Source organism: Photobacterium halotolerans DSM 18316 (assembly GCF_000425165.1).
Classification (GTDB): Bacteria; Pseudomonadota; Gammaproteobacteria; order Enterobacterales; family Vibrionaceae; genus Photobacterium; species Photobacterium halotolerans.
In genome coordinates, this window is sequence record NZ_KE384319.1 from 251,205 (window position 1) to 263,138 (window position 11,934).

The window sequence follows — 11,934 nt, forward strand, 5'->3', positions numbered from 1 at the left end:
CATGAATCATGAATAAACAGCCAAACTTATAACGTACTGTATCAATCATTCTGTCAGGGGTTTTTATATTAGCCCTCATATAAAAAATATAAAAAACAATAAAAAAATTGGCGAGTTATCAACCCGCCAATTGTTTATTTTTAATGATTTTTAAATGAAGTTTAAATGAACGACTTCATTAACAGGAAGCGATGGCATTTCTGACTCGCTTATCAGAGACAGGGTATGGTGTACCTAATTGTTGAGCGAAATAACTCACACGCAATTCCTCTATCATCCAGCGGATCTCCTTAACCTGTTCTGGTATCGGCTGGCCTTTAGGGATCTTATTGAGTAATTCTTTGTACTCATTAGTGACTGACTCAACTTTCAATATATGCACTCTGTCTTTGTTCGGGTCAATCGGCAGTTTTTCCATTCTGCGTTCAATCGCCTTCATGTAACGCAAGATATCCGGCAGGCGTCGCCAGCCGCACTCAGTGGCAAACCCTTTAAAGATTAAGCCTTCAATCTGGGCTTTGATATCAGACAACGCAAAAGCCATACTCAGATCGACTTTACCCTTCAATTTCTTGCTGATATTGAAGGCCGTTGTCAAAATGGCTTCAACCTGTTTGGCGATATCGACAACCGTATCTCCCAGCTCGGCCCGCACATGCTCTTTCAGCGCTTCAAACGCATCGGCATCCCAAACCAGACCGCCCTTTTCTTCAATCAGTTTATCCACGCCACAGGCAATACAGTCATCAATCAGATCCATGACCCGCCCATACGGATTGAAGTACAGGCCCAGCTTTGATTTGTTCGGCAAATTAGCATGCAGATATTTGATCGGCGACGGCACGTTAAGCAGGATCAGACGACGCTGACCTTGCTGCATGGCCGTACGTTGCTCTTCTTCGGTTTCAAACAGCTTGATACCGACCGAATCTTTGTTATCAATGATGGCCGGATAGGCTTTGACTTCAAACCCGCCACGTTTCTGCTGATAGCGCTCTGGCAATGCACCAAAGCTCCAGGTCTTCAGACCATCCTGCTCAATATCATCATCGGCAACCTTAGACAGGGTTTCCTGTACTTTCTCTTTCAGGCTGTCTTTCAGTGCGTACAGATCTTTATTTTCCCGAAGTTTCCGGTTGCGGTGATCCACAGCGCGGAATGTGATTTTCAGGTGTTCAGGAACTTGATCCAGATTCCAGTCATCGCGCAGTACAGTCACACCTGTCATACGCTTGAGTTCTTTCTCCAGCGCATCCAGCAAAGGCATTGATAATGCCTGCACCCGGGCCAGGAACGCATCGGCATAGTTAGGGGCCGGTACAAAGTTACGTCGTAACGACTTAGGCAACGACTTAATCAAAGCCACCACCAACTCATGGCGCAAACCCGGTATCTGCCAGTCAAAACCGTCCGGCTCCACCTGATTCAATACAGGCAGCGGAAGATGCACCGTCACACCATCTGTGTCTTCCCCCGGTTCAAACTGATAACTCAGCTTGAGTTTTAAACCGCCCTGATGCCAGAAGTTGGGATAATCCAGCTCAGTCACATGGCTCGCATCGCCCCTGAGCAGCATCTCGCGTTCAAAGTTCAGCAGATCGTTGTCTTTGCGGGACGCCTCCTTCCACCAGGCGTCAAAATGCCGGCCGGAAACCACAGTATGCTCAACCCGCTGGTCATAGAATTCATACAGGGCATCGTCATCGATCAGAATGTCACGCCGGCGGGATTTATGCTCAAGCTCTTCCACTTCCCGCAATAACTGGCGGTTTTGATGGAAGAACTTGTGTTTTGTTTCCCAGTCCCCTTCAACCAGTGCCGAGCGGATAAAAATCTCGCGGCTGAGCACAGGATCTATCTTGCCGTAATTGACCTTGCGTTTAGGCACAATCGGAATGCCGTACAGGGTGACTTTCTCAAAGGCCTGAACAGATGCCTGCTTTTTCTCCCAGTGCGGTTCACTGTAGCTGCGTTTGATCAGATGCGGTGCCAGCGGTTCGATCCATTCCGGCTGAATCTTGGCGGCAATACGCCCCCACAGCTTGGAGGTTTCCACCAGCTCGGCCACCATAACCCACTTCGGCTGCTTCTTGAAAATACCGGAACCGGGGAAGATGTTAAATCTGGCGTTGCGCGCGCCCTGATAGTCGTTCTTCTCCTGATCTTTCTGGCCAATATGCGACAGTAACCCCGCCAGTAACGAGGTATGTACTGCCTGATAATCGGCAGGTTCCTCGTTATGGCGCAGCTTCAGCTCACGCACCACCTGATGCACCTGAAAATAAATATCCTGCCACTCCCGCACGCGCAGATAATTCAGGTAATCGGCTTTACACTGCTTACGGAATTGATTCGCGGACAGCGCTTTTTGCTGCTCTTTCACGTACTCCCAGAGATTCACAAAGGTCTGGAAATCCGATTCTTTGTCATAGAAGCGACGGTGTTTCTCATCCGACGCCTGTTGTTTTTCTGTCGGCCGTTCTCGTGGGTCCTGTATCGACAAGGCAGAGGCAATAATCATGACCTCTTGCAGCGCACCGTGTTTCGGTGCTTCCAGCACCATACGCGCCAAACGCGGGTCAATCGGCAATTTCGCCAGCTGACGACCAACTTCAGTCAGGCGCTTACGCGGGTCAGTGGCGTTGGCGTTCATCGCACCCAGCTCTTCAAGCAGGCGCACACCGTCCTGAATATTACGGCTGTCGGGCGGCTCAACAAACGGAAATGCCTGGATATCGCCAAGGCCAATCGCCGTCATCTGCAAAATCACCGACGCCAGGTTAGTACGCAGAATTTCCGGATCGGTAAATTCCGGGCGCGACAGGAAATCTTCTTCCGAATACAGACGAATACAGATACCTGCCGCTACCCGGCCGCAACGGCCTTTACGCTGATTGGCGCTGGCCTGCGATACCGGCTCTATCGGTAAGCGCTGCACCTTGGTGCGATAACTGTAGCGGCTGATACGGGCTGTACCCGGGTCAATCACATACTTGATACCCGGAACTGTCAGGGAAGTTTCAGCCACGTTGGTTGACAGCACGATGCGCCGGCCACTGTGCGACTGAAACACCCGGTTCTGCTCACTGGCTGACAGGCGGGCGTACAAAGGCACGATTTCAGTGTGTTTGATATTGCGCTTATTCAGGGCATCTGCCGTATCGCGGATCTCCCTCTCACCATTCATGAAGATCAGGATATCGCCCATGCCTTCATCGCACAGCTCATCGACCGCGTCGAAAATGGCCTGCAGCTGATCACGATCATTATCGTCACTGTCATCCATGATCGGCCGGTAACGGACTTCAACCGGATAGGTACGGCCAGACACTTCGATAATCGGCGCATTGTTAAAGTGTTTTGAAAAGCGTTCCGGATCGATAGTCGCTGAGGTGATGATCACCTTGAGATCCGGGCGTTTCGGCAACAGATTTTTCAGGTAGCCCAGAATAAAGTCGATATTCAGGCTTCGCTCGTGGGCTTCATCGATAATGATGGTGTCATACTGGCTCAGGTATTTATCGTTCTGAATTTCAGCCAGCAAAATACCGTCGGTCATCAGCTTCACTTGCGTTTTGTCTGATACCTGATCGTTAAAACGGACTTTGTAACCTACGGTTGAGCCCATCTCGCAGCCCAGCTCTTCAGCGATACGGTTCGCCACTGAGCGCGCCGCCAGCCGTCTGGGCTGAGTGTGACCTATAGTTCCCGTGGTGCCAAGCCCAAGCTCGAGACAAATTTTAGGCAGCTGAGTGGTTTTACCAGAGCCGGTTTCACCGGCGACAATCACCACCTGATGCTCGCTGATCGCTTTTGCAATGTCCTCTTTCTTCTGACTGACAGGCAGCTGTTCGGGATAGCTGATCTGAGGACAGCTGCTGCGCCGGATCTCTACCGCTTGCATCGAACGTGCGATATCCATGGCGATTTCATCAAATACCGCATGGCGAGCCTGTTCATTCTTTATCTTTGCAGCGCCCTGCACTCTTTTGTGCAGACGGAAACGATCGCGGATCAGGCAATCTTTCAGCGCGGCTTTTAAGGTTTTTTCATTATTGCGAACCCCGGTCCGCTCAGATGGAGACTTTGTAGACTGAGTCAAGTGATTTCCTGCTTGTATCAGTTGGTTGTTCAGGCTGAATGCAAGTCATCAGAAGACCTGAACAAACGCATCATAAAACTGCCGCGATTCTAACACATAGTTTATCTTTCATCAGGCAGGCTAAAACTATCCCTTGCATTTTTTCTGCGAGCACTGCAAAGATAAAAGTATGACTGAGGCTGTTGAAAGGAAATGATGATGTTCCAGCAATTACGCGTACTCTTTCGTCAGGTGATGAATGAAGGCAGTGACAGTGGGGACAATGGTGCACTCGATACCCCATCCCTTCACCTGGCGATGGCTTCACTGCTCTGTGAAGTCGCCGATGCCGATCACAGCCGGGATCCCAGTGAGGAAAATGCCAAAGTCCACTTGTTAGTCAAATTGCTTGAAGTGGATGACGCACAGGCCAGAGCCCTGTTGCACGAAGCTCAAACCCGCAGCGAGCAGTCTGTGTCGGTTTTTGAATTCACCAACAAGCTGCGCTCACTGTCCGCAGACGAGCGTTACCGCTTAATCGAAGCCATGTGGCAGGTCGCCTTTGCTGACGGCATTTTAGACCCGGTGGAAGAAGCCGTTATCCGCCAGGTTGCAGAGCTGATCTATGTTGACCATGCCACTTTCATCAAGGCCAAACTGTCCGCTCAGGCAGGCGCTTCCGAATAATTCCTTCATGGATGGCCTAATACAGAAGGCAGATAATGTAAATCGGGTGATTTTGGGGTAAATTTCTGATAATCACCCGCTCATCCAGTGAAATACTTCATCAAAACACAAACAGGCAGCGTAAGCACATTATCAGTTAGCAGACTCACCTGATAATGCCTTACTTTATCCCGCATTTTCCTTCAGCGATAAGACATTCAACAAAAGTTGAAAATGTTGATCATTTTAACAAAATTTTTGAACTTTCTCTTTGAATATGACGAGTGATAGGTCTACGATGTGCCCTCAATAAGAAGAAATGCCAAAATTTCAGCCAAAAACAGAGTCTATTGCATGAAAGACGATAAAAGACCCCTATATATCCCCTACGCCGGACCGGCCCTGCTAGAAACTCCTCTACTTAACAAAGGAAGTGCATTTTCTGTCGAAGAGCGAATGTTCTTCAACCTCGAAGGTTTGTTACCAGAAGCGATTGAAACTATTGAAGAACAGGCAGAACGTGCTTATCAGCAGTACCTGAAATTTGACAATGATATGGATAAGCATATCTATCTTCGCAACATTCAGGATACCAACGAGACACTGTTTTACCGACTGGTTGAAAGCCATATCACTGAGATGATGCCAATCATCTACACCCCGACTGTCGGTGCGGCATGTGAGAACTTCTCCAACATTTACCGCCGTGGTCGTGGCTTGTTTATTTCCTATCCGAACCGTGACCGTATTGAAGACATGCTCAACAATGCTTCCCGCCATAATGTCAAAGTCATAGTCGTGACTGACGGCGAGCGCATTCTTGGTCTGGGTGATCAGGGTATCGGCGGCATGGGTATCCCAATTGGTAAGTTGTCACTCTATACCGCGTGTGGTGGTATCAGCCCGGCTTACACCTTACCGGTTGTACTGGACGTGGGTACCAATAATCCGCAGCGTCTGTCTGACCCTATGTACATGGGCTGGCGTCATACCCGCATTACCGGTAAAGAATACGAAGACTTCGTCGATAACTTCATTCAGGCGGTTAAACAGCGCTGGCCAGATGCATTGATCCAGTTCGAAGACTTTGCACAGAAAAATGCCATGCCGCTGCTGGATCGCTACAAAGATAAAGTCTGCTGTTTCAACGATGATATTCAGGGCACCGCTGCGGTAACCGTGGGCTCCCTTCTGGCAGCCTGTAAAGCGGCCGGCAGTAAACTGTCTGAACAACGTGTTGCTTTCCTCGGCGCAGGCTCTGCCGGGTGCGGTATTGCTGAAGCAATTATCGCGCAGATGGTGTCTGAAGGCATTTCCGATTCGCAGGCACGCAGCCAGGTCTTCATGGTAGACCGCTGGGGTCTGCTGCTGGACGATATGCCAAACCTGGTGAACTTCCAGAAAAAACTGGTGCAGACACGTAAAAGCATCAGTGAATGGGAAACTGACGACAGCAATATTTCCCTGCTGGACGTAATGCGTAACGGCAAGCCAAACATACTGATCGGGGTATCCGGTGTACCGGGCCTGTTCAGTGAAGAAGTGATCCGTGAAATGCACAAGCATTGTGAACGTCCGATCATCTTCCCGTTATCCAACCCGACCAGCCGTGTTGAAGCTATGCCTGCTGATATCATCCGCTGGACGGAAGGTCAGGCCTTGGTTGCCACAGGCTCGCCGTTTGAACCTGTTGTCTATAACGGTAAAACCTACCCGATTGCCCAGTGTAACAACAGTTATATCTTCCCTGGCATTGGCCTGGGCGTGCTGGCTGTTGGTGCCCGCCGCGTAACCGATGAAATGCTGATGGAAAGCAGCCGGGCGCTGGCGGAATGCTCCCCCTTAGCCATTAACGGCCGTGGTGCTTTGCTGCCACCGCTGGAAGATATTCAGAATGTGTCCCGCTATATTGCTTTCGCCGTGGCGAAGAAAGCGGTTGAACAACGTAAGGCACCGAAAAACACCGATGAGCGCATTAAAGAGAAAATTGATGCGAACTTCTGGGAACCGGGTTACCGCCGATACAAGCGGACATCGTTCTAATTATTCGCTTTTTTGATGAAAAAACCCGCCACTGGCGGGTTTTTTATTTTTCAACCTGTCATGCTGATGATTTTCACAACAAGTATGACCTGATTTTTACACAACATTATCAACGGATTAAGGTACACTTAAGGCGTTAAGCAACCGTTATTTTCGCGTTTTGGGCCTCTATGAAGCTACCTACATTTCTGCGGTATACAGTCATGTTGATGATTGTACTGTTCGGATTCTTTCTGATACTCGACAGATGGGTAGCAGCGACCACGGCTGATCGTATTTATACCCGGATAGATCAAGTCCCTGCCCGCACCGTTGGCCTGGTACTGGGAACGAGTAAATACATAGCCCATAATCTCAATCCTTATTACAACTACCGGATGGATGCGGCGGTTAAGTTGTACCGGGAGAAAAAGGTCCAGATCTTTCTCTTAAGTGGTGATAATGCACACCGTTCATACAATGAACCGTGGACAATGAAGCGTGATTTACTCAAAGCCGAGATCCCTGACGAAGTTATTGTGCTCGACTATGCGGGTTTCCGGACGCTGGATTCGGTTATGCGGGCTAAGAATGTGTTTGAAGCCAACAGCCTGGTCATTATTACCCAGCAATTCCATTGTGAACGTGCGCTGTTTATTGCCAGCCACAAGAACCTGAATGCCATCTGTCTTGCCGTTCCGGAGCCTCGCGGATTGGCCGGATTCAAAATTCGGTTAAGGGAGGTGCTTGCGAGAGTGAAAGCCATACTGGATCTGTACATTCTCAACGAACAACCCCGTTTTCCCGGTCCCAAAGAGCCTATCTTTACCAGACCGCCTCTGCGGCAAGGGCCGCCTGAGCAGACAGAGCAACCGACTTACTCGGCACCCTTATCCCCTCTTCTTATCAACACGCTCTGAGTTCAGACACATTGCCTGAGCAATGTGTCTGTTTCCGGGTATATACAGTAACTTTGTCTGCTAAACGCCCGCTGAGATGAGCGCTGTAAAGTCCGGCTTAGTGGCTAATCGTTCTAAACTCACTGTCTGCAGCACTTGTTTGAAGGGGGAGTTTGCAAGGAAGAAAGCAATATTATCGCCCGCTGCATCATGAAAAATCTCACTATGGCGAAATTGTACATATTCCACAGCAACATGAAGGTAAAGCGTAGCCAGATTAGGCTGAAACAGTACATCCTTTCCGGCGCTTCCTGCCTCTGCTTCCAGTTTTTGTAATGCTTTCACCAGTCCGGTTTTCCCTCGTCGGCTGAGTTCATTGTCCCCCTCAACAAAACGCCCTAACGCCACAGATCTGAATGCTGACTCCATCATGGTTTTTGCCAATCCCATCACAGAAGTCTCCAGGGCATTCTGACTATCCACGGCCAGTAAGGCTTCCGGTTGATACTTTGCAATCAAATACTGACAGATACATAAGCTTTCGCTGAGCGAGACGCCGTCATTCAGCGCCAGAGCAGGAATAATACAAAAAGGATTGACCTGCTCTAATTCGTCGGGGGATTGCCAGGGATCGACCCATACCAATTGCAAAGCATCGCACCCGGACAATAATGCCGTTGCAGTAACAACTCTCGAAAACGGTGATGTTTCATTCAAATAAAGTTTCATAGTCATTCCCTTGATTAGGATACAGATTGCGAGACAGGTTCGCTTCCCTGCTGAGGTGGCGTGAAAAAGATACACGCAATTGACACGACTAACGCGCTGGCACTGACGGCAAACAGAATATAGTACGAGGAAAGATGAGCAGCATAATAAGCCATGATAAAACCCACCACTCCCTGAGAAATAGCAAAAGACAGGGTCATGGCGCTCCAGGCTTTGGTATGCAGTTCATAGCCCACAGATTCCAGTGTATAAGTCGAAACCAAAGTAACCGTGCCCGGTGTGAAAATACCCACCAGCAGAGAGGAGAAAAACAGCGCTAACGGGTGACTGCTGATTAAGGGAAGCGAAACACCCAGTGCTTTCAAAGAAAACGCAATTAACAACGAGCGCCTCACTCCGGCATGATCACCAAGAAAACCCGTTAAAACAGGGCCGATTGCCGCTCCGATTCCGAACGTTGCCCAATAAAGCCCGCCACTGACAAACGACATACCAAGCTCACGCACTATGTAATCCACCCAAAAGAGTGTGTGAGGCAAATAGCCGATGGCGTTAAAGGTATAGGCCAGCAAGATGAGTAGCACTGTCACCCCCTGGGGCCTGGACATATTCCGGAAAGTTGCCGGCGCGGAACGACTGCCGGATAATGGCTCTGTTGCTCCCCAGGTATTCCAGGTCAGCACAGTCGTCACAAAAGCCACAACCCCCATTCCTACCCATGCAGAAACAACACTGTGATAGATAAGCAGCGGAATCAGTGTTCCGGATAACATGGCGCCCAGCCCAATACCGGAAAACACCACGCCGCTGATGCGAGTTTTGACCTTAGCACTGTGCATTCTGACAATAACTGGCGGTGCGAGCACCATCAGCATGGCGCCAGCGACGCCTGCCAGTGTACGAAGTACGTAAAACCACATGAGAGGGGCATCCTGAGCCGCACAACCCAGGTAGCTGAGACTGCTTACCAGCATGGCAACCCGGATAATCTGACCGACAGTAAAATATCGGATCAGAAAATTGGCCGCCGGTGCGCCAAAAATATAGCCGATTAACGTTGCCGCTCCAAGATAAGTGGCGTCTTCCACCCTGAACCAACCGGCTTGTATCAGAGCTGGCATCAGAGCGATATAAGCAAAACGCCCAATGCCATTACCAATCAGGGTTGCCCCAAGCCCGGCGAAACTGTATCGGTTGAATATCGAATTATTCTGCATAAGAAAGCGCTCTTCGATTTTCAGCCATCAACGCAAAGAGCTGGTTAACAGCCTTTCCTGCATCCACTATGGCCGTGGAGTTCACACCCGGTCTTGGAACAATAAACGTGTAAAATTTATTGCCTTCCGTTGGGATGCCAAGTGCCCACATATTGCCGTGAACACTGCCATCCTGACTAATCACTTGCATTGTTTTCGTCACATCAATCCCGCCCGGGTGATACTTACCGTTGTAATATAAACGCGTAAAACCTTTAGAGAGCAATTGTTTCCATAATGGCGTTCCATCGTCTTTGGGACTGTGCATCGAAATTTTTGCATGGACTAAAATATCAGCCCGTCGTTTATATTCAGGCCAGACGGTCGACTGCAGCACAATCTGGTTACTCTCAGTATCCACCGCAACATTGGGCGCCGGCCCTAAATCCAGATGTAATATTCCACACTCTGCAAGTGCTAGCATCTCCTCCAAACGCTCTTTGGGCGGGCCGACAGCAATCCGGTTCATAATAGGAATAAACACGGAATCAATCCAACGGTGAGAATCTTCCGTCAATCCTTTGAAATCAATAGTGTCACGGATTAAATCCCTCAGATCACGCAGAACATCGCTGGCAGATTTTATTGGGCTGTTCACATTTCCCCGCTGCGCTTCAAATAAATCATTTTCAATAAAAGTCAGCAGCCATTTCCCGTACGCTTCTTTAGAGGAAAGTACTTTCATTGGAATTGGGGAAATTAATCTTTGCCACGAAAACCTGTCTTCTGGTTTAATTGTTCTATTTATCAGTTCAACCCGTTTCGCCGGAGGTGAAAAGAAATAACTGTTACAGAATTTTTGTGATTCAATCGCTCCATATTTATCGCGCACATATGCTTCATAATATGCGTACTCCATGTCGTTAATTAAGAGTGGAAGTACGTCTTGTATGAAGTCGATGGAGCCTTTAACACGAAGTTTCCTCACCACATCCGCCGTCAGAAACTTTGCCTTATATTGAGCAGAAGCCCCCTTTTGGTTAGTCGCCCGGCCTGACAAAGGTAAGCCTGTTCTTGAATAAGCAATGAGCTGTGGTTCATTCCCGGATGGGGCATACGCTAATCTGCCGTTGTCAGAGCGGAAAAATTCCCCTCCCCGGCCTACCGTAAGTTCTGCCATAATGTCGCACATTGTCAGCCCCATGCCTTTCACTGCAACGGTATCGCCACGATGAATTTCTGACAACTTTTCTTTAATCGGGTAAGGGTCGCAAATTTCTAAACCACTTTGTTCTTCTGCCAACTCTGGCTTAGTGTGCCCAGTTGTAATAAACACATAATCTAATTTATGCCAATTTTCATCTTCTGTTTGTACTGACCAGCCACCTTCATATTTTTCGATATCCACAACCTCGAGAGGAAGATAAGATATATTCAATCGTACTGAAGCAAATTCAAGAATATAATTAAATACCCAATTAAGGTATTGTCCGAACAGTTTTCGAGAGTAGTACCCGTCAGGGTGAATCTTAGCGGGGATATCTGCAGAAGGCCGTTGCTCGCATAACCACTGATAAAACGTTGGCCCCGAGAGAATATTTCCCGCCTCAACGACAGAGTCATCGGCAAACATTGTGATTTGCTCTGCAACAGTATTTACTAACAAATGATCAGGTTGATCCGTAGTGTGGCACCCGGACCCAGGTAAATATGGATCAAATATCAACAAATTAATTTCCGCTTCGATATTATTCATTGCCGAAGCAATAATCCTCTCAACAACACCCAGCCCCCTAGGGCCCACGCCTATAACCCCAACATTATTTACAGACAACTCAGTATCCTCAACAAATAATTAAGCAACAATTTTTATATCCACATTGTGCATACGTTGTTAACAAAGTGTCAAGTAATTACTCTAATTGGCTGGCTTTTGTAAACATCAAGTATTGATAAGACAGTTAAGGCCAGGATTGCCATTGCGTAGAAGACACCAGCACCATATCCGCTGGCTTCGGGGTGATAATAAAAAAAACAACCCAGTCAAACTGACTGGGTTGCTGTACGCTTCACTGGCACTGAAACCATGCTGTTATCTCAATGATAAAACCGACTTTTTATTCCTTGCGCTGACCCTTGTCAGGCAGTGAGTACTGTCCCAGCATCTTCATACGTACGCGGCTCAAATGCTGCTGGGCTTCTTCCTGAATACGTTTCTTAAAGGCTTTTTTTGTCGATGTCATTGTTCGTTAACCTAGCTTATTTCTTGTGCTTATGTTTGTTTCATCGCCTGCTGACTGAATGCCTGTGGTCAATCGGCTCATGCCAGCGCCAAGACCAA

General features: G+C 48.4%; 8 protein-coding genes. 3 read left to right on the forward strand and 5 right to left on the reverse strand.

The annotated features are described in order from the left end of the window. Positions 1 to 178 precede the first annotated feature (178 nt). On the reverse strand, positions 179 to 4,102 hold the full coding sequence (gene hrpA, locus H511_RS0110495) for an ATP-dependent RNA helicase HrpA (RefSeq protein ID WP_155804856.1): 3,924 nt from the start codon (positions 4,100 to 4,102) through the stop codon (positions 179 to 181). A gap of 198 nt (positions 4,103 to 4,300) precedes the next feature. Between hrpA and H511_RS0110500 the strand changes: the two genes are divergently transcribed. The 3 genes from H511_RS0110500 to H511_RS0110510 all read left to right on the forward strand — a co-directional run bounded on the left by H511_RS0110500 (position 4,301) and on the right by H511_RS0110510 (position 7,689). After that, positions 4,301 to 4,768, forward strand: coding sequence for a tellurite resistance TerB family protein (locus H511_RS0110500; RefSeq protein WP_027252249.1), 468 nt, complete (start codon positions 4,301 to 4,303; stop codon positions 4,766 to 4,768). Between the two features lie 333 nt (positions 4,769 to 5,101). Beyond that, complete coding sequence (locus H511_RS0110505) at positions 5,102 to 6,790, forward strand: NAD-dependent malic enzyme (RefSeq protein ID WP_027252250.1); 1,689 nt, start codon at positions 5,102 to 5,104, stop codon at positions 6,788 to 6,790. 209 nt (positions 6,791 to 6,999) lie between these two features. Next, positions 7,000 to 7,689: a SanA/YdcF family protein gene (locus H511_RS0110510; protein WP_420028971.1), complete on the forward strand. Its 690-nt coding sequence runs from the start codon at positions 7,000 to 7,002 to the stop codon at positions 7,687 to 7,689. Between the two features lie 60 nt (positions 7,690 to 7,749). Here the strand turns inward: H511_RS0110510 and H511_RS0110515 are convergent, their stop codons facing one another. The 4 genes from H511_RS0110515 to H511_RS25115 form a co-directional block, all read right to left on the reverse strand. Beyond that, positions 7,750 to 8,397, reverse strand: coding sequence for a glutathione S-transferase family protein (locus H511_RS0110515; protein WP_027252252.1), 648 nt, complete (start codon positions 8,395 to 8,397; stop codon positions 7,750 to 7,752). A 14-nt stretch (positions 8,398 to 8,411) separates the two neighbouring features. Continuing rightward, a complete protein-coding gene (locus tag H511_RS0110520) occupies positions 8,412 to 9,614 on the reverse strand; it encodes a YbfB/YjiJ family MFS transporter (RefSeq protein WP_027252253.1) in 1,203 nt (400 codons plus the stop codon). After that, entirely contained in the window at positions 9,604 to 11,427 is a 1,824-nt protein-coding gene (locus tag H511_RS23140) for an FAD/NAD(P)-binding protein (protein WP_051288065.1), read from the reverse strand. The genes H511_RS0110520 and H511_RS23140 overlap by 11 nt, the downstream gene beginning before the upstream one ends. A 283-nt stretch (positions 11,428 to 11,710) precedes the next feature. Continuing rightward, a complete protein-coding gene (locus tag H511_RS25115) occupies positions 11,711 to 11,836 on the reverse strand; it encodes a hypothetical protein (RefSeq protein WP_272926480.1) in 126 nt (41 codons plus the stop codon). Between the last annotated feature and the right edge of the window lie 98 nt (positions 11,837 to 11,934).

What these genes read in the sequence shown, in the direction of transcription:
- H511_RS0110500 (WP_027252249.1), top strand. Translation starts at nt 4,301, where the DNA reads ATGTTCCAGCAATTACGCGTACTCTTTCGTCAGGTGATGAATGAAGGC.
- H511_RS0110505 (WP_027252250.1), top strand. Translation starts at nt 5,102, where the DNA reads ATGAAAGACGATAAAAGACCCCTATATATCCCCTACGCCGGACCGGCC.
- H511_RS0110510 (WP_420028971.1), top strand. Translation starts at nt 7,000, where the DNA reads ATGATTGTACTGTTCGGATTCTTTCTGATACTCGACAGATGGGTAGCA.
- H511_RS0110515 (WP_027252252.1), bottom strand. Translation starts at nt 8,397, where the DNA reads ATGAAACTTTATTTGAATGAAACATCACCGTTTTCGAGAGTTGTTACT.
- H511_RS0110520 (WP_027252253.1), bottom strand. Translation starts at nt 9,614, where the DNA reads ATGCAGAATAATTCGATATTCAACCGATACAGTTTCGCCGGGCTTGGG.
- H511_RS25115 (WP_272926480.1), bottom strand. Translation starts at nt 11,836, where the DNA reads ATGACATCGACAAAAAAAGCCTTTAAGAAACGTATTCAGGAAGAAGCC.